Source organism: Streptomyces sp. NPDC055506 (assembly GCF_053643595.1).
Genome location: NZ_JBSHKH010000056.1, coordinates 22116 through 44639 on the forward strand (window position 1 = coordinate 22116; position 22524 = coordinate 44639).

General features: G+C 72.3%; 25 protein-coding genes and 2 pseudogenes. 15 read left to right on the forward strand and 12 right to left on the reverse strand.

All coding sequences use genetic code 11. From position 1 onward, the window contains the following. The first annotated feature begins 46 nt into the window (after positions 1-46). The gene (locus tag ACWIF2_RS21815) at positions 47-955 is read left to right on the forward strand and encodes a LysR family transcriptional regulator (protein ID WP_454362291.1); all 909 of its coding nucleotides are present in this window, start codon (positions 47-49) and stop codon (positions 953-955) included. Positions 956-1040: 85 nt separating this feature from the next. Here ACWIF2_RS21815 and ACWIF2_RS21820 read toward each other — a convergent pair. Beyond that, a pseudogene (locus tag ACWIF2_RS21820) lies at positions 1041-1634 on the reverse strand (sugar nucleotide-binding protein); the annotation flags it as partial. Continuing rightward, positions 1612-1977: pseudogene (locus tag ACWIF2_RS21825) on the reverse strand (DUF6879 family protein); the annotation flags it as partial. The pseudogenes ACWIF2_RS21825 and ACWIF2_RS21820, both read right to left, overlap by 23 nt. 86 nt (positions 1978-2063) lie before the next feature. Here ACWIF2_RS21825 and ACWIF2_RS21830 point away from each other — a divergent pair. Continuing rightward, positions 2064-2192, forward strand: coding sequence for a hypothetical protein (locus ACWIF2_RS21830; RefSeq protein ID WP_454362292.1), 129 nt, complete (start codon positions 2064-2066; stop codon positions 2190-2192). 18 nt (positions 2193-2210) lie between these two features. Here the strand turns inward: ACWIF2_RS21830 and ACWIF2_RS21835 are convergent, their stop codons facing one another. Further along, a complete protein-coding gene (locus ACWIF2_RS21835; RefSeq protein ID WP_454362293.1) occupies positions 2211-2699 on the reverse strand; it encodes a MarR family winged helix-turn-helix transcriptional regulator in 489 nt (162 codons plus the stop codon). 75 nt (positions 2700-2774) lie between these two features. Here ACWIF2_RS21835 and pip point away from each other — a divergent pair, with 75 nt between their 5' ends. Continuing rightward, positions 2775-3761, forward strand: a complete 987-nt coding sequence (gene pip / locus ACWIF2_RS21840) for a prolyl aminopeptidase (protein ID WP_454362294.1) — start codon at positions 2775-2777, stop codon at positions 3759-3761. A 12-nt stretch (positions 3762-3773) separates the two neighbouring features. On the opposite strand, the gene ACWIF2_RS21845 is transcribed toward pip, so the two are convergent. After that, entirely contained in the window at positions 3774-5117 is a 1344-nt protein-coding gene (locus tag ACWIF2_RS21845) for a BTAD domain-containing putative transcriptional regulator (protein ID WP_454362295.1), read from the reverse strand. Between the two features lie 2 nt (positions 5118-5119). Beyond that, entirely contained in the window at positions 5120-5680 is a 561-nt protein-coding gene (locus ACWIF2_RS21850; protein WP_454362296.1) for a CGNR zinc finger domain-containing protein, read from the reverse strand. 82 nt (positions 5681-5762) lie between these two features. Between ACWIF2_RS21850 and ACWIF2_RS21855 the strand changes: the two genes are divergently transcribed. Beyond that, entirely contained in the window at positions 5763-6935 is a 1173-nt protein-coding gene (locus ACWIF2_RS21855) for an epoxide hydrolase (protein ID WP_454362297.1), read from the forward strand. Here ACWIF2_RS21855 and ACWIF2_RS21860 read toward each other — a convergent pair. After that, positions 6925-7632: an AAA family ATPase gene (locus tag ACWIF2_RS21860; RefSeq protein WP_454362298.1), complete on the reverse strand. Its 708-nt coding sequence runs from the start codon at positions 7630-7632 to the stop codon at positions 6925-6927. The genes ACWIF2_RS21855 and ACWIF2_RS21860 overlap by 11 nt on opposite strands. A 139-nt stretch (positions 7633-7771) precedes the next feature. On the opposite strand from ACWIF2_RS21860, the gene ACWIF2_RS21865 reads away from it, so the two are divergent. Next, entirely contained in the window at positions 7772-8281 is a 510-nt protein-coding gene (locus ACWIF2_RS21865; protein ID WP_454362299.1) for a hypothetical protein, read from the forward strand. Positions 8282-8384: 103 nt separating this feature from the next. On the opposite strand, the gene ACWIF2_RS21870 is transcribed toward ACWIF2_RS21865, so the two are convergent. Continuing rightward, positions 8385-8933: a DUF1062 domain-containing protein gene (locus ACWIF2_RS21870; RefSeq protein WP_454362300.1), complete on the reverse strand. Its 549-nt coding sequence runs from the start codon at positions 8931-8933 to the stop codon at positions 8385-8387. A 224-nt stretch (positions 8934-9157) separates the two neighbouring features. On the opposite strand from ACWIF2_RS21870, the gene ACWIF2_RS21875 reads away from it, so the two are divergent. From ACWIF2_RS21875 to ACWIF2_RS21890, 4 genes are read left to right on the forward strand one after another with little or no spacing between them, the layout of a single operon-like run. Beyond that, the gene (locus ACWIF2_RS21875; protein ID WP_454362301.1) at positions 9158-9694 is read left to right on the forward strand and encodes a VOC family protein; all 537 of its coding nucleotides are present in this window, start codon (positions 9158-9160) and stop codon (positions 9692-9694) included. Next, positions 9687-10490: a MerR family transcriptional regulator gene (locus ACWIF2_RS21880; protein WP_454362302.1), complete on the forward strand. Its 804-nt coding sequence runs from the start codon at positions 9687-9689 to the stop codon at positions 10488-10490. Before ACWIF2_RS21875 ends, ACWIF2_RS21880 begins: the two co-directional genes overlap by 8 nt. Next, positions 10481-10825 carry a type II toxin-antitoxin system RelE/ParE family toxin gene (locus ACWIF2_RS21885; protein WP_454362303.1) on the forward strand — a complete coding sequence of 115 codons (345 nt, stop codon included), beginning with the start codon at positions 10481-10483 and terminating at the stop codon, positions 10823-10825. The genes ACWIF2_RS21880 and ACWIF2_RS21885 overlap by 10 nt, the downstream gene beginning before the upstream one ends. Positions 10826-10834: 9 nt before the next feature. After that, entirely contained in the window at positions 10835-11185 is a 351-nt protein-coding gene (locus ACWIF2_RS21890; RefSeq protein ID WP_454362304.1) for a helix-turn-helix domain-containing protein, read from the forward strand. A 48-nt stretch (positions 11186-11233) separates the two neighbouring features. Here ACWIF2_RS21890 and ACWIF2_RS21895 read toward each other — a convergent pair whose 3' ends face one another. After that, entirely contained in the window at positions 11234-11974 is a 741-nt protein-coding gene (locus ACWIF2_RS21895; RefSeq protein ID WP_454362305.1) for a class I SAM-dependent methyltransferase, read from the reverse strand. A gap of 162 nt (positions 11975-12136) precedes the next feature. Between ACWIF2_RS21895 and ACWIF2_RS21900 the strand changes: the two genes are divergently transcribed. Both ACWIF2_RS21900 and ACWIF2_RS21905 read left to right on the forward strand, forming a co-directional pair. Further along, complete coding sequence (locus ACWIF2_RS21900) at positions 12137-13042, forward strand: amidohydrolase family protein (protein WP_454362306.1); 906 nt, start codon at positions 12137-12139, stop codon at positions 13040-13042. A gap of 419 nt (positions 13043-13461) precedes the next feature. Next, on the forward strand, positions 13462-14997 hold the full coding sequence (locus ACWIF2_RS21905) for an alpha/beta hydrolase (RefSeq protein ID WP_454362322.1): 1536 nt from the start codon (positions 13462-13464) through the stop codon (positions 14995-14997). A 129-nt stretch (positions 14998-15126) separates the two neighbouring features. Here ACWIF2_RS21905 and ACWIF2_RS21910 read toward each other — a convergent pair whose 3' ends face one another. The 4 genes from ACWIF2_RS21910 to ACWIF2_RS21925 form a co-directional block, all read right to left on the reverse strand. Further along, positions 15127-16371 carry a vWA domain-containing protein gene (locus tag ACWIF2_RS21910; RefSeq protein WP_454362307.1) on the reverse strand — a complete coding sequence of 415 codons (1245 nt, stop codon included), beginning with the start codon at positions 16369-16371 and terminating at the stop codon, positions 15127-15129. Beyond that, entirely contained in the window at positions 16368-17603 is a 1236-nt protein-coding gene (locus tag ACWIF2_RS21915; protein WP_454362308.1) for an AAA family ATPase, read from the reverse strand. The genes ACWIF2_RS21910 and ACWIF2_RS21915 overlap by 4 nt, the downstream gene beginning before the upstream one ends. A gap of 56 nt (positions 17604-17659) precedes the next feature. After that, a complete protein-coding gene (locus tag ACWIF2_RS21920; RefSeq protein ID WP_454362309.1) occupies positions 17660-19006 on the reverse strand; it encodes a hypothetical protein in 1347 nt (448 codons plus the stop codon). A gap of 108 nt (positions 19007-19114) precedes the next feature. Next, positions 19115-20290: an NAD(P)/FAD-dependent oxidoreductase gene (locus ACWIF2_RS21925; protein ID WP_454362310.1), complete on the reverse strand. Its 1176-nt coding sequence runs from the start codon at positions 20288-20290 to the stop codon at positions 19115-19117. Between the two features lie 208 nt (positions 20291-20498). Here ACWIF2_RS21925 and ACWIF2_RS21930 point away from each other — a divergent pair, with 208 nt between their 5' ends. The 4 genes from ACWIF2_RS21930 to ACWIF2_RS21945 are packed head-to-tail and all read left to right on the forward strand — an operon-like array spanning position 20499 to position 22498. Continuing rightward, a complete protein-coding gene (locus ACWIF2_RS21930) occupies positions 20499-20882 on the forward strand; it encodes a sortase-dependent protein (protein WP_454362311.1) in 384 nt (127 codons plus the stop codon). Then, positions 20879-21508 carry a class F sortase gene (locus ACWIF2_RS21935; RefSeq protein WP_454362312.1) on the forward strand — a complete coding sequence of 210 codons (630 nt, stop codon included), beginning with the start codon at positions 20879-20881 and terminating at the stop codon, positions 21506-21508. The genes ACWIF2_RS21930 and ACWIF2_RS21935 overlap by 4 nt, the downstream gene beginning before the upstream one ends. Further along, a complete protein-coding gene (locus ACWIF2_RS21940; protein ID WP_031113208.1) occupies positions 21505-21996 on the forward strand; it encodes an RNA polymerase sigma factor in 492 nt (163 codons plus the stop codon). The genes ACWIF2_RS21935 and ACWIF2_RS21940 overlap by 4 nt, the downstream gene beginning before the upstream one ends. Then, on the forward strand, positions 21980-22498 hold the full coding sequence (locus tag ACWIF2_RS21945; protein ID WP_454362313.1) for a hypothetical protein: 519 nt from the start codon (positions 21980-21982) through the stop codon (positions 22496-22498). The genes ACWIF2_RS21940 and ACWIF2_RS21945 overlap by 17 nt, the downstream gene beginning before the upstream one ends. The last annotated feature ends 26 nt before the right edge of the window (positions 22499-22524 follow it).

Sequence of the window (22524 nt, forward strand, 5' to 3'; positions counted from 1 at the left end):
TCAGAAGTCCAACAGATGGATCTACTGGAAACTAGAATCACCACTCATGGAACTGAGGCAGCTCGAGTACTTCGTCGCGGTCGCCGAGGAACAGAACTTCACGCGGGCCGCCGAGCGGGTGCACATCAGCCAGTCGGGCGTCAGCGCGCAGATCCGCCAGTTGGAGCGGGAACTGGGTGCCGAGCTGTTCGACCGCTCGGGGCGCACCGCCACCCTCACCGCGGCGGGCCGGGCGGCGCTCGACCACGCCCGCGCGACACTCGCGGCGGCCGGGGCGGTGGGCCAGGCGGTCGACGAGGTAACCGACCTGATTCGCGGTCAGCTCGTGGTCGGGATGGTCATCGGCTGCACCCTCACACCGCTGTTCGACGCGCTCTCCGCGTTCCACCGCGCACATCCGGGAGTCGAGATCTCCCTGCTGGAGGACAACTCCGACCGCCTCGTCGAGGCGGTGCGCGCCGGCACCGTCGACCTGGCACTCGCCGGAACCGCGACGGCCGCTCCCGAAGGGCTGGAGGCGCTGACGCTCATCAGCGAGCGGCTGGTCGTAGCGGTGCCGGCCGGGCATCCTCTGGCGCGGCAGCGCCGGGTCGTGCTGGCAGACCTGGTCACCCACCCGATCATCTGCATGCCCCCGGGCACCGGCCTGCGCACGCTCTTCGACCGCGCGTGCACCGCCCAGGGCCTCCACCCCACGATCGCCCTTCAGGCCAGCGCCGCCGACGCCATCGCGGACCTCGCGACCCGCGGCCTGGGCGTCGCGGTCCTCAGCGAGTCGATGGCATCGAGCTATGGCGACCGGGTCGTCGCCCGCCCCGTCGAGGACGTGACGGCACCGGCTCTGCTGGCCCTGATCTGGAAGCGGACGCATGGACCTGCGGTGCGGGAGCTCGTGGGGCATTGCAGGCGGGCGTTCACCGGGCCAGCCGATGACCGGGCGGGGCAGGGTGGGTGAGCCAAGGGGGCGTCTGCACGACCATGGCGACGAACCTTCGCCGGTGTGCGGTCTGGTGCTCCTGCGCGGCCCGGTCCACAGCCGCTCAATGTCCCATCGCGAGGAACTGGCGGGCACCGCGCAACGTGGTGTCCAGCTTGCGTTGTGTGGCGCGGCTGTCGAGGCGGACATCGAGGGCCCCGGGAAGCGCGCTGGTCGCCCGCAGGCCCGTAGGCAGTCGGGAGAGGGCGAGCCCGTCACGCCTGGCGATCAGGGTCCCGAGTTCATGACGGCTCACGGCGTCGGCTCCCGCCAGATGGTGCACGCCGTTCGAGTCACAGGCTGAGAGCTCCAGCAGGGCGGCGGCCAAGTCGGCGACATGGACGGGGCAGCGGATGTCGTCCGTGAACAGGACACCGTTCCGGGTACCGGCTGCGAGGTCGTGCACAAGGCGTACGTGCACTGACTGCCAGTCGCCGATGATCAGAGAGGTTCGGGCGATGACGGCTTCTGGGTGCACGAAACGGATCCCTGTCTCCGCCGCTGCCTTGGCCGCACCGTAAGGGGTGACAGGGTCGGGGAGGCAGCTTTCGTCGTAGTGGACGCGGGTGCCGGAGAACACCGCGTCGCTGGATACATGGACCAGACGACACCCGTACTTCGAAGCGGCCATCGCCAGCCGTACAGGCCTCGGCGCAGAGCTTCACCGCCGCAGGGTCTCCGGAGACCTCACCACCGGCGGATACACCGTCGCCGGTGAAGTGGTTCCAGTAGACCGTGTCATCGTCGAACAGCCAGAAGTCGTTGCCGGGCAGCGCGAGATCGGAGGCTCGGCGCCGAGACAGCCAGCGCACCAGCTCCCCGGCGGCGGCGTTGGTGAACGTGAAGCTGTGCAGAAGCCGGGTGTACTCGCTGACCGGTTCCGACACGATCCGGGCGCGGCGGATCACGACGCCACGCGCGACCGTCTCCTCGACCAGGCTCAGCCAGGGCCGCCACCAGGAAGCCCGGTCGGCGGGATCGTGCCGGTGTCCGTGGCGCCATAACCTGCTTCGAAAGGCTCGCGGGACGCCAGTACACGCTCGGCCTGGACGAGCAGCAGCGTGCGTTCCTGAGTCTGGTCCTGTCGATGGTGGGCATCGGGCTCACCACCGTCGCGGCCGTCCAGGACCTCGACGAGCGTCGTCTGCCGATCGTACTGCGTGCGATCCTGCGGCTCGCGGGCAATGACACCATCGCCGTCGGCACCCGCGTATAGCCCCCTTCGCAGCCTCCTTCAAGAAGGGTCCTCGCTCCCCGGCCCCCGATACACCGCCCCCACCCGCTCCCGGAACGGCCGCCGCCCCGCCGCCTCCACCACCTCGCTCAGCAACACCGCAAGCGGCATCGACAGCTCGGCATCCAGCTCCGCCATCGCCGTCGCCGTGGCCTCCCACTCCGCCTCGATCCGCGGGAGCAGGGCGTGGGTCTTCGGGGTCAGGTCGATCAGGCGGCGGCGGGCGTCCAGGGGGTCGGGGGTGTGGGTGACCAGGTCGGCGCGGGCCATCTGGGCCGCGGTCTGGCTCGCGGCCGAGTGTGTGACGCCGATCGCCGTCGCCAAGTCGCGTACGGACAGCGGTCCTTCGGCCAGCAAGGCCCGTACGACCGGGGAGAAGCGGGGCCGGTACTCGGGGAGGCCCTGTTCCTCGTAGATCTTGGCCACGTCACCGTCGAGCAGTTCCAGGACGTGGCGGAGCAGTGTTCCTACGGCGGCCGGATCCGGCATGTCTCTCACCTTGCTAATCTAACAGCGCTGTTAGATATCGCCCGAGTTGAGCGGAGTCCAGGAGGGCACCTCCCCATGACCGGTCTCCATCCCCCCATCGAGCCGTACGACCACGGCATGCTCGACGTCGGCGACGGCAACCGCGTCTACTGGGAGACCTGCGGGAATCCCGCGGGCAAGCCCGCCCTCGTGCTGCACGGCGGGCCGGGCTCCGGGGCGGGGCCGTTCTGGCGCCGGCTGTTCGACCCGGCGGCGTACCGCATCGTGCTCCTCGACCAGCGCGGGTGCGGGCGGAGCACGCCCGACGCCGCCGATCCGCGGACCTCGCTCGTCGCCAACACCACCCGCCATCTGATGGCCGACGTGGAGGAGTTGCGGCGGTACCTCGGGATCGAGAAGTGGCTGGTCCTCGGCGGCTCCTGGGGTGTGACCCTCGCGCTGGCCTACGCCGAGCAGCACCCGGGGCACGTGTCCGAGCTGGTTCTTTTCAGCGTCACCAGCACCACCCGCCGCGAGGTGGAGTGGGTCACCCGGGACATGGGGCGGATCTTCCCCGAGGAGTGGGCCCGGTTCCGGGACACCGTCCCCGAACGGGAGCGCGACGGCAGCCTGGTGGAGGCGTACGCCCGGATGCTCGCCGCCCCCGATCCGGCCGTACGGGATCGGGCCGCGCGGGAGTGGTGCCGATGGGAGGACGTGCATGTGTCCACCCACCCCGGGCACAGACCCGATCCCCGCTACGAGGACCCGCGCTTCAGGATGCGCTTCGCCCGCCTCGTCACGCACTACTGGCGCCACGCGGGCTTCCTGGACGACGGGGCCCTGCTGCGCGACGCCGGGAAGCTGGCCGGTATCCCGGGGGTGATGGTCCACGGGCGGATGGACATCAGCGGGCCTCCGGACATCGCGTGGCGACTGGCCCGGGTGTGGCCGGACGCGGAGCTGGTGCTGATCGGCGGGGAGGGGCACGGGCTGTCCGGGGACGCCACGACGGATGCCGTGGTGGCGGCTACGGACCGGTTCCGGCCCCTCGGGAACACAGGGAGCACACACCGCGTCTGATGCGGGCCGTTGTCACCTGGCTCCCGAGACCCGCCGGGCCCCGCACGTCGCCAGACTGCACCACCTGCGCCGCCCGCTCTCGTCGAGGAACAGCCAGCCGCAGTCCGGGCTCGGGCAGGTGCGGACGGTGAAGCGGCGGGCGTCGGCGAGCAGTTCGGCCGCGCTGCGCGCCACCCCGAGGAGGGGCAGGCGCAGACCGGCGGAGGGGGACGGCCGCCAGCGTCCCAGGCCGTCCTCGCCCCGGGTGAAGACCGAGAGCCGCGCGGCGTCCTCCACCACCCCGGCCACCGCCTTGAAGGCCCGGCCGTCCTGCGGATCGGTCAGGCAGGCGTACAGGTCCGTACGGAACCGCCGGGCCTCGTCGAGCGCGGCGGCCGCCTCGGCGGGCTCGCGTACGGCCTGTTCCCGCAGCCGGGCGACCGTCCGCTCCTCGATCAGGTCCAGATGCCCGGCCCATACGGCGAGCGCGGCATGGCCCCGCAGCCAGTCCGACCCGGGCAGCGGGTCCCCGCCCCACCCGGCGTAGGTGTTGCAGAACTCCAGCGCGGGGTGTCCGCTCGTACTCCACGGCAGCCACTGGTCGTCGACCCGTACCGCGTAGACGGGGCCGGGGGGCCGGTCCAGCCGGGGGTCGCCGCGCAGCATGCGTTCGTGCAGGGTGCGCAGTTCACGGTTCGGTTCGATGCCGAGGTCGGACGCCAGCAGGGTGCGCGTGCCGTCGTACAGCAGGAGCGCTTCGGCCTGGCGGCCGGCCCGGTACAGGGCGGTCATCCGGGCGGCGACCAGCCGTTCACGCGTCGGGTGCTCGTCGAGCAGCGGTGTCAGGTCCGCCGCGACCCGGTCGTGCAGCCCCATGGCGAGCTGGGCCTCGGCCCGCTGTTCCACGGCGGACAGCCGCAGTTCGGCGAGCCTGCCGCCCAGCCGCGTCCGCAGCCGCTCGCCGGCCACGTCCGCGAGCGGCTCGCCCCGCCACAGCCCGAGGGCATCGTCGTAGAGGCGGATCCGCTCGGCCGGGTCGCCGGTGGCGGCGGCCTGCCCGACGAGGGCCGTGAACTCCTGTGCGTCGACGCGGTGTTGGCCCTGCTCCACGGCGTAACCGTCGTGGCGGGTCTCGACGGGCACCCCGTACGGTCTCAGCGCGGCCCGCAGCCGGCCGACGTAGGTGTGGACGGTGGCGCGCGCGGAGGCGGGCGGGTCGCCGTCCCACAGCAGGTCGATGAGGCGTTCGGTCGAGACGACACTGCCCGCGTGCAACAGCAGCACCGCCAGCAGGCACCGCTCCTGGCGGCGGCCGCCCACCGGCACCGGCCGTCCCTCGTGACGGACGGCGAACGGACCGAGCAGCTGGAAATCCATGGCTACAGGGCGCGCTGCTTGGCATGGAAGCGCGCCTTCTTCTGGCGATTCCCGCACGTATTCATGTCACACCATTTGCGGGTGCGGCTCTGGCTGGTGTCGAAGAAGGCGGCTTGGCAGGTCGGTGACGCGCACAAGGCCAGTTTTCCGTCCCGTTCGCCCGCGATGATGCTGATCGCGTCGGCGGCGATCACGCCGAGGGCATCCTCCACGCGGGAAGGCGAGCTGAGCCGCCATCGCCGCTCGCCCTCGGGCGTCAGGACCGCCGCGGCCCGGCCCTGAGCGCTGCGGTCGTTGATGACCTGGACAGCGGACGCGGGGAGATCCTCCTGGAGCGCGGCCGCTGTCGCGGCGGCGTGGATCGACTCCCTCAGTTCCCGGGCGAGGTCGAGCTGGGCAGGGGTGCAGGAGTCCACGGCGAGGCCGTACACCGCCAGCCAGTCGACGAGTCGCTGCGGCACGGGAATGCGCTCCACGGCGTCGCCATGACGCTCCGAGAGAGTTCCCGTGAAGCTGGTCGCCAGCACGCTGCCGAGGCGGAAGTCAGGGAATCCAGCAGACATGGAACCACCTTAGCCGGTTGCGGCCCGGCGCGAGGGCCTGCTAGAACCGTCTTAGCCGGTTCAGCGATGGCTAGGAGGTCTCATGCCCCGCCCGACGAGCGATGTGCACGCATTCGAAGCCCACGCGACTGACGCCGACCTCGACGATCTGCGCGCCCGACTGGCCGCGGCGCGACTACCGGAGGCCGAGACGGTCCATCGCGCCGCGCCCGGCCCTCGCCGATGGGAACAGGGCGTTCCGCTCGCCGACCTCGTCGATGTCGTGAACTACTGGCGCACCGGGTACGACTGGCGGCCGTTCGAGGAGCGCCTCAACCGGATCGGCCAGTTCCGCACGACCGTCGACGGTCTGGGAATCCACTTCCTGCACCGCCGGTCCACGCGCGCGGACGCCACTCCGCTGATCCTGACGCACGGCTGGCCGGACAGCATCGCCCGGTTCATCGACGCGGTGGACGAGCTGGCAGATCCGGAAGACGCGGACGCGCCGGCGTTCCACGTCGTGGTCCCGTCCCTGCCGGGCTTCGGCTACAGCGACAAGCCGGCCACCACCGGGTGGGGGACAGAGAAGATCGCTTCCGCATGGGTGGAGCTGATGGGAAGGCTCGGCTACAGCGAGTTCGTAGCCCACGGCGGCGACTGGGGTGGCAATATCACCACGGTTCTCGGCGGCAGGTTCCCGGCGCACGTTCTCGGCATCCACACCACGTTCGCGGAGGGACCGCCCGGGTTGTCGACGGACGGGCTGACGGCGGTCGAGCGCCAGTGGGCCGAGGAGACCCGCGATTTCTGGCGCCACCGCGCGGCGTACGCGAAGCAGCAGGCGACCCGGCCGCAGACCATCGGCTACTCGCTCGTCGACTCGCCGGTCGGGCTTCTCGCCTGGATCCTCGACAAGTTCGCCGAGTGGTCGGACACCGAGGACAGCCCGTTCGAGACGATTTCCATGGACCGCGTGCTCGACGACGTCACCCTGTACTGGCTGACGCGGACCGGGGCGTCAGCGGCCCGCATCTACTACGAAAGCCACAACTCGCTGGACCCCGGACTCCGGGTCGACGTCCCGTCGGCGATCACCATGTATCCGCGCGACGTCGAGAAGTGCCCGCGCCCCTGGGCGCAGGAGCGGTACCGGCACATCGTCCGATGGAGGACGCCCGAAAGCGGGGGGCATTTCCCGTCGCTGGAGGTTCCCGGGTATTTCGTCGAGGATCTGCGCGAGGGCCTGGCGGCGGTGCTGGCCGCTAATCGGTGATGTGCCGCAGATAGGCGTGCGGATCGGCGAGATAGCGGCGCCAGTGATCCACAAGGCCGAGCTCCCGCCAGGCGACCCTTCGCAGGCCGTGCTCGCCGACCTCGACGATGTCCGCGCCGGGCAGGGCGGTCAGGATCGGGGAGTGCGTGGCGCAGATGACCTGGCCGCCCTCCTTGGCCAACCGGTCGATGTGCCCGATCAGTTCGAGGCAGGAGGAGAAGGACAGCGCCGCCTCCGGCTCGTCGAGGACGTAGAGCCCGGCGTGCAGGAACTTGCCGCGGAACGCCGCGAGGAAGCCCTCGCCATGGCTGACCGAGTCCGGCGCGAAGCCCTCCCTGTCCAGCGCGTCCAGCGCGGTCTCGGCCCGAAGGAAGAAGCCCTTGCGGGCCGACCAGCTGGTGACCATGCGGCGCCCGCGCGAGGCCGCGTCGAATTTGATCCGCTCGCCGAGCGCCGACTTGCCGCGCGGGGAGGCGTAGCGCCAGTCGTGGGAGCCGCCGTAGGAGTCCAGGCCGAATCCCTCCGCCAGCGCCTCGACCAGCGTCGACTTCCCCGAGCCGTTCTCACCGACCAGAAAGGTCACCGGTGCGGTGAAGCGCAGCCCCTCGTCGAGCAGCTGCCGGACGCAGGGCACCGACCAGGGCCAGGTGTCCGCGTCGTACGAGGAGAGATAGGCGTACGCGCGTTCGACAATCACCCGACCAGTGTCGCCCAGGACCCGGAGGGCGCCGCCGTGTCCACGCCGAGGATGGTGAGGCTTTGGTCAGAGGCCGGGGCCAGACTGGCGCACGCCCTTGCGGCGAGCCCTCCTGCCACCCCTCCGACCAGGGAGAACCATGCGCCGAACCGCCCTCGCGATGCTCACACTTGCCGCCGCGCTCCTGGGGACGCAGCCCGCGACGGCCGCGACAGAGGCAGGGGGCTGGGAACCGGCGCCCTCCACACCGTGGGACGTCGCCGCCGGCGTGCGCTGCGACTTCCCCGTGCACGGCGAGCCCGTCGTCGACGAGGTGGTGCGGCGCGTTCTGAGCACCCACCCCGACGGTTCCGCGCACCGGGTCGCCTACAAGGGCGACCTGGTCATCCGCGTCACCAACACCGAGACCGGCGCCTCGTACGACGCCGACGCGAGCGGCTCGGCCGTCGTCGAGTACCGGCCCGACGGCTCACAGCTCTGGGCCGTGCACGGGCCGGTGTTCGTCGGCATCGGGGAGGGCCGGGGCACCCTGCCGCGCGGTCTGTACATCGTCGACGGCGTCTACACGATGGACATCAGCGCGACCGGGTACAAGGCCGTCCATCTCGTCCGGGGGACTACGGACGACCTGTGCGCCCGTATCGACTGACACGGGGGACCACGGGGCGGGGGCCTGTGACCACAGGGCGGGGGCCTGTCCGGCGGATCGTGCTGGATCTTGTCGGACAGGCCCCGGGGCCCCGGGGAGGGGCTCAGCGCTTGAGCGTGAAGGTGAAGTCGCCGGAGAGCTTGCCGCTCAGCCGGACTGCCGAGACGACCTTCCCCTCCGCGATCAGCCTCTCGACCTCGGCCCGGGAAAGACCGCAGCCTTCAGCGATCAGCCGCACCGGCCGGACCGGGATCCGCGCCGCGAAGCGGACCGATACGTCGATCACCTCACGGTCCAGGTGATCCGAGCCCCCGGTGTCGAGGCGCCAGGCGGCGTTCCAGTCGAGGGCGATGCGATTGCGGCGCCGCACGACCGGATCCTGGAGCAACTCGGCTGCCAGGCCGGGATCGTTGTCGTGCAGCCGGTCCAGCAGCTCGGGTCGTACGGAGCGCACATTCACCCGCTCCAGGACCGTGAGCTTCGCCGTCTCCCCGCAAGCGGTGCAGAGCACGAGGAGCCAGGCGTCGATGAGTTTGTGGTTGGCGTTGACGCGGAACTTGCCGTCCGCCCGGAAGCGTTCGGACGCGCACGTGTGGCAACGGCGGAGGACGAGCGGCAGACAGGTGGGCATGACCACCCAGTTTTCGAGCACAGAAGTACACCGGTTCCAGTGAGAAGTCCGCAGCAAAAAGCAGCGCGGCGCAGATGCGCGACGCGCGACAGATCAGCTCTCGGGAGGTCTCACACGGTGTACAACGGCACGTCCTGGCTCAGACGACTCGGGTCGGCAGCACGGTAATGGCGCACAGCGGCGCCGCTCCACCGGATTTCGTCCGGCTTGACCCTCACGTCGCGTGAGGCCGGAGGGTGGTGCGCATGAGCGACTACTACGACGCGTTCGAGATGAGCCCCGTGCCCGCCCCCGGCCCGGACGCGGTTCCGCCGGAGCCCTTCCGTGGCATCTACGGGATGCCCGCCTTCGTCACGATCCCCACGACCGACTTGGCGGCGTCGGTGGACTTCTGGACTCGCGGGCTCGGGTTCATCGAGCTGTTCGCCGTCCCCGGCAGGGTGGTGCATCTGCGCAGGTGGGCGTTCCAGGACGTACTCCTCGTCCCGGCGGAGAGCGTTCCGGAGCAGGCACCGGCGATGAGCTTCAGCTTCGCGTGCGTGCTCGGCCAGGTCGATGCCCTGGTCGAGGACTGCCGTGCGCTGCGTCCGGACTCGGTCGACGGTCCACGGGACACTCCCTGGAGCACCCGCGATGTCACGGTGATCACCCCCGAGAACGCACGGATCGTCTTCACCGCGGCGAAGCCCTTCGACCCGGACAGCCAGGAGGCACGGGACCTCGCAGCCGTAGGGATCACCCCGCCCGGCGTCGGTCGTGACGACAATGGGCGGCATGCCTGATACCGCTGATGCCGATGGCCTGACCGTCGGTCAGGTCGCGGCGCGTCTGGGCGTGACGGTCCGCGCGCTGCACCACTGGGACGAGATCGGTCTGGCGCGGCCGTCGCTGCGCACGGCGGCCGGATACCGGCTCTACACCGCTGGCGATCTGGAACGCCTGCACCGCATCGTCGTCTACCGCGAGCTCGGCCTCGGCCTGGACCGGATCGGGGCCGTCCTGGACGACACGACCACGGACGTGCCCGGCGCGCTGCGCGCGCAGCGCACTCAGGTCGCGGAACGCATCGACCGCCTCCAGCGGCTCGGTGCCGGACTGGACCGCATGATCGAGGCCCACGAGCGCGGCCTGCTGCTGACCGTCGAGCAGCAGACCGCGCTCTTCGGCCCTCGATGGGACCCGGACGGGCCCGCCCAGGCCCGGAAGCGCTACGGAGACACGACGCAGTGGCGGCAGTACGCCGAACGCTCGGCCGCTCGCGGTCCGGAGGAATGGCAGGACGTCGCCGACGCCGTAGCCGGCTTCGAACGCGCCCTCGGGGATGCGCTGGACGCCGGCGTCGCCCCTGGCAGCGCGGAAGCGAATCGACTCGTCGAGCGGCACCGCGAAGTCTTCGCCTCGTACTTCCCCCTCAGCAGGCAGATGCAGGTCTGTCTCGGCCGCAGGTATGAGGCCGAACCGGGATTCGCCGCCCACTACGACGGCATCCGCCCCGGCCTCGCCACGTGGTTCCGCCGCATCGTCGACGCGAGCGCTCGCGCCCATGGCATCGATCCCGACACAGCGGTTTGGCAGTAGAGCGCGGGCCCTGGGCTAAGCCGGATCCGACTCACGCGAACGCCCGTCCAGACGGTGGTGACGGGAACATCCGGGCGTTCGGGGAAGCCGGCCCCACTCTGGGACGCCCCCTCGTGGATCGGCTGAAAGGGTCGGACCTTCATCACCTCAAGGAGCTGAGGCCGGGTTCGGGGGGTCGGTCCGAGATCCGTATCGTCTTCGCCTTTGATCCGACTCGTTCGGCCCTGCTACTCCTCGGCGGCGACAAGGCGGGAAACTGGGACCGTTGGTACCGCCACAACGTCCCCTTAGCCGAACAGCTCTATCGCGACTACACCGGCGACACGGAGGACTGAGGAGTAGGCATGCCCAAGAAGACCCCGCAGGACTGGGAGAGCCTGGAGCAGGAGCTCTACTCGGCGGGTGTGGATCCCGGCGAAGTGAAAGCTGGTTCGCGCCGCCTGCTGGCAGAAGCCCGGGGGCACCAACTCGCCGAGGCGCGTAAGCAGTACGGGTTGGCACAGAGGGACGTGGCTGCCCGCATGGGCGTGAGCGTCGCTCGCGTGTCCCAGATCGAGCACGGAGAGGGCGCCACTCTTGATGTCATCGCGCGATATGTGGAGGCGCTGGGCGGCAGGCTGGACCTGGTTGCCGACTTCGGTGACCACACGCTGCGGATGCCGGCGAGTGACGATCGGGGCAGTACGGCAGCCTAGGTGTGCTGTTCGGCGAGGGGATGCCTTCACGTCTCGGCGCGGCGGAACTCACGGTTTGTGGGTCACCCAGAGCAGTTCCGCCGGCCAGCGGTGGGCCCAGTCGGGCGGGTCGGTTTCGTTGTAGCCGTTGGGTGTTCCGAGTTCGGGCCGCGGCTCGATGAGGTCGTCGATGACGAGGCCCGCGCCGCGCAGGACCCTGACCCAGTCGCCGTAGGTGAGCTGGTAGCTGGTCGCGCCCTGGCCTTCGGCGATGGTGTCCAGCCCGAAGTAGTCCTGCTGCAGCGTCGTGGTCACACGGCTGGCGGCTTCGTCGTAGCAAGCCTCGAACCATGGGCTGGCAACGTTGAACACCAGGCGCCCACCGCGGCGCAGGACGCGTGCGACCTGCGGGACGGCCAGATGCGGGGGCGCCCAGCTGAGCCCGCCGTGATCACAGAACACCAGGTCGAAGCTGTCGGCGGCGAACGGGAGGTGTTCGGCGGCGCCTTGCACCAGCGGGTAGCGGGCCGCTCCCATCGCGCCGGCTGCCGCGGCGAGCTGGGCTTCGGACAGGTCGAGCCCGACCACGTTGGCGCCCTCGGCGGCGAGCGCCCTGGACCACTGGCCGGCACCGCAGCCGAGTTCGAGGACGCGCTTGCCGGTGACGTCGCCCAGGGCGTTCAGGTGCGCGTCGGGGATGGAGTACATGCCCCACAGCCGGGGTGTGGCGCCGATCTGCGGGTCGTGCTCGTGCTGGTAGGCGCTGCTGATCCGGTTCCAGAACCGCCGGTTGGCGGGGATGCTGTCCACGTGCCGACTCCAGCACTGCCTGCCGGAGGCGGTCAACACGATTAGGGCGCTGGTCGGCACCACCGGGCAGGAGCCGAAACGAGCCCCGGGTGACGGATCCCTCACGGACCCTTCGCGCAAGGCACTGGCCCCGTCACCCCACCCGCCCCGATCGTGGGCAGCATGAACGATCACGGTGACGAGCCCCACGAGCCCCTCGAGCGCGACGAGATCCGCCGTTTCTGGGGCCGGCTCGGGCTGCCCGGCCTCGTCGATGTGCATACGCACTTCATGCCCGAGCGGGTCCTGCACAAGGTCTGGGAGTACTTCGACGGGCTCGGTCCGCTCACCGGTGGGCTGGAGTGGCCGATCACCTATCGGGAGGAGGAGGCCGAACGTGCGCGGATACTGCGGGAGTTCGGCGTGCGGGCCTTCACCTCGATGCTCTATCCGCACAAGCCCGGCATGGCCCCCTGGCTGAACGGCTGGGCGCTGGACTTCGCGCGTCGTACGCCCGACTGCCTGCACACCGCGACCCTCTTCCCCGAGCCGGGGGTCGAGGCGTATGTCCGGGAGGCCGTGGAGGCGGGTGCCCGGGTGTTCAAGGCGCATGTGCAGGTGGGGGCGTACGACCCGGCCGACGAACTGCTGCGACCGGCGTGGGGAGTGCTCGCCGAGGCCGGGATCCCCGTGGTGATCCACTGCGGCTCCGGGCCCGCGCCCGGCAAGCACACCGGGCCCGAGCCGATCGCCCGGGTGCTGGCAAACCACCCCCGGCTGCGGCTCATCGTCGCGCACATGGGGATGCCCGAGTACGAGGAGTTCCTCGACCTCGCCGAGCGGTACGGGGAGGTGCGGCTGGACACGACGATGGCGTTCACCGACTTCAGCGAGCGGCTCGCGCCGTTCCCCGGCCGGGCCCTGCCCCGGCTGGCCGGGCTCGGCGACCGGATTCTGCTCGGCTCCGACTTTCCCAACATCCCCTATCCGTACGTGCACCAGCTCCAGGCTCTGGAGCGGCTGGGCCTCGGGGAGGACTGGCTGCGGGCCGTGTGTCACGACAACGGGGCGAAGCTCTTCGGCCTGTGAGGCCCCCCGGTCCCCAGATCCCGGCCCCGGCCCCGGCCCCGGCCCCGGCCCCGGCCCCGGCCCCGGCCCCGGGTGAACAACGCCGCAACTACCGCCGGGTATTGGAGAGATCGCGTAAGAAGATACCCACAACGGGGTCCGCGAGGTCGCTCCCGCCCCCTTTCCCCTCCCCAGTGAGCTAGAAACTTCAACGAACCGGGCCGCACCACACCACGTGGTGCGCCACGGCACTCGCGCCCCTGGGGGAACACACAGTGACCACACCAGCTCCCGGATCCGGCCGGTCCGGCACCGGCACCGGCACCGGCTCCGGCTCCGGCTCCGGCTCCGGCACCCACGCGCGCAGACGCCTCCAGCGTCTGAAGATCGCCATCGCCGCCGCCGTCTCCTTCGCCGTCGCCGGGACCGCCGCCCAGGTGATGGCGGCGCAGCCGGACGAGACCGGCAAGCAGCCGGCCGTGCCGGTCCTCGCCTGGTCCGACTGCCAGGACGGCTTCGAGTGTGCGAACGCCGACGTGCCGCTGGACTACCGCGATCCGCAGGGCAAGACCATCACCCTGGCGGTCATCCGCAAGAAGGCCCCGGACCAGGCCAGGAAGAAGGGCACCCTCTTCCTCCAGCCCGGCGGGCCCGGCAACTCCGGCGTGGACTTCGTGCGCGGGAACTACGCCGAGCTGCCGGCCTCCCTGCGCGACTCCTTCGACGTCTTCGGGTACGACGTACGCGGAGTCGGGCGCAGTTCACAGGTCCAGTGCTGGGACGACCCGACGTACACCCGGGCCATCACCGCGGCCAAGGGCGCCCCCGGCCCGGACGCCTACGAGCCCGCCGTGCGCCAGGCCGCCGAGTTCGGCCAGGCCTGCCAGGACAACGCCGGCGACCTGCTGCCGTACGTCGGCACCGAGTACGTCGCCCGGGACATCGACCTGCTGCGCCAGGCCCTCGGCGAGAACCGACTGACCTACTACGGGCGGTCGTTCGGCTCCTACATCGGCACCGTCTACGCCGCCATGTTCCCCGACCGGGTGCGCGCCCTCGCGCTCGACGGCGCCTACGACCCCGAGCACTACGCGAACCGGCCGTACGCCTACGACCGGCCCCAGTACCTGGCCCTGGACGGCGCGATGGGCCGCTTCCTCGACTGGTGCGAGGCCGACCAGGCCACCTGCGGGTTCGGCGACGGCGACCCCCGGGCCGCGTTCGAGAAGCTCAAGGCCGACCTCGACGCCAACCCCGTACCGACCGCGGGCGGCGGGCAGGCGAACGGCTACACCCTCGTCTACCGCATCCTGTTCAACATCAACGAGGGCAAGGTCATCTGGCCCTCGATCGGCGAGGCCCTGCACAAGGCCCAGGAGCGCGACAACACCTCGTTCCTGCTCCGGCCGCCGTCCGCGGCCAGCTACGACTTCCTCAACCCGAACGTCGTCGTCGAGTGCACCGACAGGGCCTACCCGCGTGACCCGGCCCTGCTGAAGCGCAAGGTGACCTCCTTCGCCAAGGCCGCGCCGCTGCTCGGCCCGGCCCTCGCCTACGGCCCGCCGCTCTACGACCACCAGCACGCCACCGCCTGCGTCCAGTGGAAGGGCGAGCAGGTCAGCCGCTACGACGGTTCCTTCCGCGCGAAGGGCTCCGCACCGATCCTGGTCGTCGGCAACACCGGCGACCCGGACACCCCGTACCAGGACGCGGTGGCCCTGTCCCAGGAGCTGGAGAACGGCCGGCTGCTCACGTTCGAGGCCGAGGGGCACACCGCGTTCGGGCGCAGCGCCTGCGCGACGGACGCCGTCACGAGCTACCTGGTGGACCTGAAGGTCCCGGCGCGCGGCACGACCTGCGCGGACGAGACCCAGCCGCCGTCCTCCACACCGAAGGTGGCCCCGCCCGGCACGACCCTCGGCGAACTCCGCAACGGCGTCAACGACCGGCTCGACCGCCTCGGCGTCCTGCGCTGACCGACCGCTCCACGGAAGGGAGGGGGGATTGTGCGCGTGGCGCGCTGGAGCGCGCGGCACCCCTGGCGGACGATCGTCGGCCGGCCGGCGGGCCGAGGCCCTCGCCGCCGAGGCCCGGCTGGAGCGCAGTCACGACCCGATGTCCACGACCCGGGCCCACTCCGGTGGTGAGTCCGGGACGTACTCGGGGTTGGACTCGTCGTAGGCGTGGTCCTCGTGGCGGCGTGGGAAGAGGCCCACGACCGTGCGGCACGGGGGCCGCGTGGCCGGCCAGGGCGTCTGGCCGTCGGTGAGGGCCACGATGACGTCCGGGGCCGGGCGGGAGCGCAGGGCGCGGGTGAAGCCGGCGCGCAGGTCCGTGCCGCCGCCGCCCGTCAGGGGGATGCCCTCGGCACGGCAGAGGCGGCGGGCGATCCCGGCCGAGGCGTCGCAGGACACCACGCTGACGAGGTCGCGGCGTCCGCCCACGGCCCGGGCGATCGCGGCGACTTCCAGCAGCGCGCTGCCGAGTTCGGCGTCGCTGACCGAGCCGGAGGTGTCGATGATGACCGATACCCGGGGCGGGCGGCGTCTCAGGCTCGGGAGCACGACGCCGGGCAGACAGACCGAGCGCCGGGCCGGGCGGCCGTACGTGTAGTCCTCGCCGGCGCCGGGGCCGGACGCGGCCGAGCGGACCGCCGCGCCCAGCAACTCCCGCCAGGGCTGGGGCGGATGGAAGGCCTCTTCGGCCCAGCGCCGCCAGCCCTGCGGGGCGCTGCCGGGGCGGCCGGTGATGCCCTGCGCCACGCGGAAGCGGACGGCGTCCCGTTCCTGTTCGCTCAGGCCGTGCGCACCGTCCGGGCCGAGTTCCCACTCCCGGCCCAGCCCGTCGGCGCCGCTGCCGCAGTCCAGCCAGGCCAGGTCCTGCATGCGCGGGCCGAGGCTGAACTGCCGGAGGTACTCCTCCATCAACTCGCCCTCCACCAGCCCCAGATCACCCGGCTCGACGACTCCCTCGGGGCGTGCCAAGCCGTCGCCGTAGACGTCGTCGTTGATCTCGAAGTCCGCGGCGATGTTCATCCGCAGCCGCTCCCCCGGTCCGCTCAGGCCCCGTTCCCGGGCGACCCGGTCGCTGCGGCCGTGGTGGTCGCGCAGCAGGTGCGACACCTCGTGCACCCACACACCGGCCAGTTCCTCGACGGGCGTACGGTCCACGAACACCGGCGAGACGTAGCACCGCCAGTGCCGGTCGACGCCCATCGTCGGCACCCGGCGCGACTCCACGACATGCAGGGCGAACAGGGCCGTCGCGAGGTAGGGCCGGACGCGGGCGGCGTGCAGACGGGCGGCGAAGAGCTTGCCCTGGTCGAGGGCGCCCGTCTCCGTGGTCGTCATCGGCCCGCCTTCGCCGTCGTCCGGGCCGCCGCTCGGTCCGCCCGGCCGGACAGCGAGACGACCCCGGCGAGGCGCTCGATCGCCGCCGGTACGTCCCAGTCCTCCCGGCGCAGTGCGGCGAGCGTGGTCGCGGGGACGACCACGACGTCCGGGGGCCCGCTCTCCACCGCCTTGACCAGCAGCGCCCACGCCGCGTCCCAGCGGGGCCGCTCCGGACGGCCGCGGACCGCCGCGACGACGGCGTCCAGCGCGGCCTGGCGCAGATCGCCCCGCTCGGGCAGGACCGCCCCGGCCGGGTCGGCCAGCAGGGTCTCGGGGTCCGGGAGGTCCATCCGGTCCAGGCTCGCCAGCAGTTCGAGTCCCGGGCCGTCCCCGACGGTGCCCCGCACCAGCAGGGAGAGCACATCGCGGGAGGAACCGGCCGCGGTGGCGAAGGCGATCAGGTGCAGCGTCATCTCCCAGCTGCGGGGCGACGGCCAGGCCCCGCCCCTGCGGGTCTCTCCGCTGGGCAGCCGGTGCACGAGCCCGGGGCGTGCGGCGAGCAGCTCGCACACGGCACGGCGGGCGAAGGCCACGGCCTCCGGCAGCTTCCCCGGGTCGAGCCGGGGCAGGGTCGCCCGGGGCCAGGTCCCGCCGAGACCGCGCACGACGACCTCGGTGTCGTGCGTCCACTGGAGGTGAACGAAGCGGTTGGCGAGCGGCGGGCTCAGTTCCCAGCCGTCGGCGGCCGAGGAGCGCGGGTTGGCGGCGGCCACGATCCGCACGCCGGGCGGCAGCCGCAGCGCCCCGATCCGCCGCTCCAGCACGAGCCGGAGCAGGGCGGCCTGGACCGCGGGCGGTGCGGTGGAGAGTTCGTCGAGGAAGAGCAGTCCCCGGCCGGCCCGCACCAGGCGCACCGCCCAGTCCGGCGGGGCCATCGGCACACCCTGTTCGGCGGGGTCGTCGCCGACGATCGGCAGCCCCGAGAAGTCGGACGGCTCGTGCACGCTCGCGATCACCGTGGTCAGCGGCAGGTCCAGGGCGGCGGCTAGCTGGTTCAGGGCGGCCGTCTTGCCGATGCCCGGCTCTCCCCACAGCAGTACGGGCAGGTCAGCGGCCACGGCCAGGGTGAGGGCCTCCAGTTGGGTGTCGGGGCGGGGTTCGGTGGTGGTGTCGCGCAGGAGGGTCAGCAGGTCGGCGGCGACGTCGAGCCGGGCGGTGGTGTCGGGCAGGGGCGTGATGCGTGTGGGCATGTGTGATCACCTGTGGGTGTAGTGGGCTGAAAGGTCCGGGGCAGAAGGGCCCTTGGTCACATGTGGCGGGGGTGCGGGCCGTGGCCGCGGGAGCGGCGGCGGTCCCAGGGGCGCAGGCTGCCGGGCGAGGGCCCGTCCAGGCCCGCCCGGAAGAGCCCGTAGGCGATCCGCCGCCGCGCGGCCGTCTCCAGCGCGTCCCGCAACGGGCCGTCGCGCAGCACCGCTTCGGGACCCAGCAGGCTCTCCACGGCGGCCAGCGCCCCGGTGACGTCGCCGTGCCGGAGGCGTTCACTCACGCCGACAAGGCAGTCGGGGCGGCGGTGTGCCCGGTCGATGGCCTGGAGGCAGGGCAGGGGTGGTCCGCCCAGGGCGGCCAGCAGTTCCTCGCGCCGGATCTCGTCCGGGTCGTGGTCCAGCGCGGCCAGGGCGCCGCCGACCAGGCCGATGGTGTGCCGGGCTCCCCGGCACTCCACCTGCCGTGGATCACCCGCCTCGTCCCGCGCCCCGGAGGTGCCGGTGCGTTCCACTCCCAGCGCGGAGGCGACCAGCGGATGCAGCCGCCCGGGATCGATCGCCCCGGCCCGGAGCAGCTCCAGGTCGGGCAGCACCCAGGTCGCCGCGTCGGGCAGGACGGGCAGTGCGGGGTCGGGGGCGTGCGACGTCACCACGGCGGTGCCGTCGGACACGTCCAGCACCAGCCGGTCGCGCGCCCCGAGGCGGACACCGACCCGGCCGGCCGGCCGCCCCTCGGCGCGCAGCAGGATCTCCGCCTCGGCCGCCCACCGGTCGACTGCGCAGTGATGACCCTGCGGCAGCGGCCCGGGCGCCGAACGGCCGTCCGTGTCGGGAAGATCCGCCCCCGCCCGTACCCGCAGCTCCCCCGCCCGGCGCGCATCCCACAGATGCCGGTGCAGGTCGAGACGGAACCGTCTGCTGGGGCGGGGATGCGGATGACGCCGGTCGGTGGTGTCCGAGGCGTCCCACAGGGCGAGGCCGATCCGCTGACCGGCGTCGGCCCAGGCCGGTGGTGTCCGCACCACGAGGTGCAGCGGTGTCGTGCCCGTGGTGTCGTACCGGGCCAGGCCGATCGTCAGCCCCGGCCGCAGCAGCCCGTCGGGGGCGATCCTCGGCAGGTGCCAGCGCAGCAGGTCGGGAGCCAGGTGACGGAGGTCGGCCCGGAGCCGGGCGGCGAGTTCCCGGCCGTGGGCCCGGGCCACGGCACGCGGCTGGAGGTCGACGTCGACACCGGCGGCTGCGCACGCACCCGCCCAGTCACCGGCATGCCGCCGGGCCGTCGCGGTCTCGATCATGGAGGGCGGCACGGCGAACTCGCGCACGCGCGGCCAGAAGGAAGTCGGCCTTGAGGAAGGCGGGGTGTTCCCGTTCGCGGTGGGGGTGAGCATCAGCACTCACCTGGCGCGGACGGGACCCCCAATCTGTCAACGGAGGAGGTCGTCATCGCGGCGATGCTAGCGGCCCCCGCACCCTCGCGCAGCCGAATATCCGGAGCCTCAGACGACATGCGACTCGGGCCGGATCGCCGCCCCCGCCCGGAAGCGGTCGGCGCTGAGCGGGCCGACGTCGACGCAGGGCGTCCGGTCCAGGTACAGGTCGCGGACGATCTCCCCGACCGCCGGGGCCTGGAGGAAGCCGTGTCCGGAGAACCCGGTGGCGTAGAGGAAGTTGACGACTTCGCCGGAGCGACCGATGAGCGCGTTGTGGTCGGGGGTGACCTCGTAGAGCCCGGCCCAGCCGCCCGCCGTCTCCATGCCGGCGAGGTCGGGGGCGCGGTGGCGTACGACGTCGCGGAAGAGGTCCAGCCAGCCGGGGGTCCAGGTGGTGTCGAAGCCGTCGGGCTCGGCGGGGTCGGCCAGGCCGAAGAGGAGGCCGTCGTCGCTGTTGTGGAAGTACGCCGAGGACGTGAAGTCGATGGTGAAGGGAATGCGCGGGGCGGGGGGTGTGAGCGGGGCGGTGAAGGCCAGTTGGCGGCGGACCGGCCGGACCGGGAGGGGGACGCCGGCCAGATCGCCGATCCGTGCCGACCAGGCTCCGGCGGCGCAGACGACCGTGGCGCAGTCGATCCGCCCGCGGTCGGTGTGGACGGCCGTGACACGGTCGCCGGTGGTGTCGAGGCCGGTGACGGTGGTGTGGGTCGCGAGGACGACTCCAGCACGGGCGGCCGCACGCGCGTAGCCCTGGACGACCAGGGCGGGCCGGGCGTGGCCGTCGGCGGGCGAGTGGGCGGCGGCCACCAGTCCGTCGGTGCTGACGTAGGGGCACAGGCGGCGGGCCTCTTCGGGGCCGGTCATACGGCTGGGGACGCCGAGGGAGTTCTGCAGCCGGACGGCGGCCTCGAAGTCGGCGGCCTGCCGCTCGGTGGTGAGCAGGAAGAGGTAGCCGACGGTGTCGAGGCGGATGTCGGCGCCGGGGCGGGCCGGGAAGTCCCGGAAGGCGCGCAGACTCCGGTCGCCCAGTTCGATGTTGAGCGGGTCGGAGAAGTGCGCCCGTACACCGCCGATCGGCTTGCCCGAGCTGCCGCGGCCCAGTTCGCCGCGCTCCACGACGACGATGTCCCGCACCCCGGCCTCGGCCAGGTGGAAGGCGATGCTCGTGCCCATCACACCACCGCCGATGATCACGACGTCGGCGGTGCGGGGGGCTGTGGGGTGGACGGGTGAAGTGGTCAACGGGCCATCCCTTCACGGTGGCTGCGACCGATCACGATCGGCGTCATTGAACCGGGCGGTGGGGGCGTTGCCAAGAGGACCCGGCCGCCCACCCTCACCGGACTTTGCCATCTCTTTACAACCCGCCCCGTGGCCGCCTCGTCTCTCCGCACGACCCGTCACCCACCCCGCCGAGCATCGGGCGGGACCGACGAAGGAGAGCGATTCCATGCGCCGAACCGTCCTGAGCGCCCTGGCCCTCGCGGGCACCGCCGTACTGCTGGGCACCGGGCCCGCGTTCGCCGACGGCGGCAAGACCCCGAGCCCGGTCCCCTCGGCCACCCCGCCCACCGCTACCCAGCCGGAGGCCAGTGCCGAACCGACCCGCGCGCCGGACGCCACCCCTCCGGCCCCGAAGCCCGAACCGACCCGGGCACCGGCCGAGGACCAGGTCTCCGTCCGGCCGGGCGGCGCGCCCGACACCGGTGTGACGCCGGCGTCCTCGTCGTCCGGGAGCGACGGCACGGCGATCGGCGCGGGCGCCGCAGCGGCGTTCGCCCTGGGCGGCGGAGCGGTCCTCGTCGTACGCCGCCGTCGGGCGACCGGGGCATGACCGCGTTCTCCAGGCGCGCGTTCACGACCGCGGCGCTGGCGTCCCTGCTGACGGCGTGCGGGAGCCAGGGAACCACCACCGAACGGCAGCCGAAGCCCCGGGCGGTTCCGGCCGATGGGGCGGTTCCGGCCAAGCGGGCGCGGCCCCTGGCCCGTTCCGCTCCGGTCCGGCTGCTCGTCCCGGCCATCGGCGTCGACACGCCGGTCATCCGGCTGGGCCTGGCACCGGACGGCACGGTCGAGGTGCCGCCCCTCACGGCGGACGACCGGGCCGGCTGGTACCGGCACTCGCCGACCCCGGGGCAGACCGGCCCGTCGGTGATCCTCGGTCATGTCACGGTCGGGAAGTACGGCGACGGCGTCTTCCGCCGTCTCGGCCGGCTGCGGCGGGGCGACCGGATCGTGGCGCGCCTGGAGAACGGCACGGCGGCGGAGTTCGCCGTCACGGACGTACGGACCACCCCGAAAACCGACTTCCCGGCGGACGACGTCTACGGGAACGTGGACCGCCCGGAGCTGCGGCTGATCACGTGCGGCGGAGCGCGCACCGGCGACGGTTACGCGGACAACGTGATCGTCTTCGCGGCGCTGAGCGGCACCGAGTCCCCGACCTCTGGAGAGCGTTGAAACGGTCCCGCGAGAAGGCCGCGTCCGAACTGTTCGCCGCCCTCTACCCGCGCCTCGCCGGCTGGTGCCGCCGGCTCGTCGACGACGACGGGACGGCCCACGAGATCGCCTCGGAGGCGTTCACCCGGCTCTGGGCCCGCTGGACGTCCGTGGAGGAGCCCCGAGGCTTCCTCTACGTCACCGCGGCCAACCTCGTCCGGGACCACTGGCGCAAACTGGAGCGCGAGCGCCGGGCCATGCACCGTGTCACCTCGGAGGCCGCCGTACGGCCCCACCCCGAGCAGGCCGACCCCTCGGTGCGGCTGCTCGTCCAGTCGCTCCCGGAACGACTCCGCGTGCCGATCCTCCTCCACTACTACGCTGACATGCCGATCCGGGAGGTGTCCGCACTGACCGGGCGCAAGGAAGGAACCGTCAAGGCCGATCTGCACGCGGCCCGCGAACTGCTCCGCGTCCATCTGAGGAGAAGCCTTGACCACACGCCTTGACGACGTCCCGGGCGACCCGGAGTACGGCCCCGACGACCCCCTCGCCGTGATCCTGCGTCCGTCCTCCCCCGACTACCTAGGCGCACCGCCCGGCCAGTACGAGGCGATCCGGCGAAGTGCCAAGCGCCGCCGCCTCGTCCGTACGGCGGCCGGGGCCGGCGTGTGCTGTGCCGTAGCCGCCCTCATCGCACTCCCCGTGCGCTTCGCGGCCCCGGACCGCCCCGCCTCCCCGACGGTCCCGATGGCCCCGCCGCCCGCGACGACGCCCCTGCCCACCCCGCCGTCGTCCCCCTCCCCTTCCCCCTCCGCGCCGGACTCGACGCCGGACTCGACGCCGGACTCGACGCCGTCCTCCGTATCCGAAGCCCCGGCCCCCGGCACGGACGCCCCGCGCACGGACAACCCCCGCGACACCCCGCGCCCCACGGCCGTGGACCGCTCCCCGTCGGCCGTACCGACCCCGGCGCGGGACGTCCCGTCGACCCGGCCGGCAACTCACTAGGTCTAAAACTGACGGACGTTATTGAC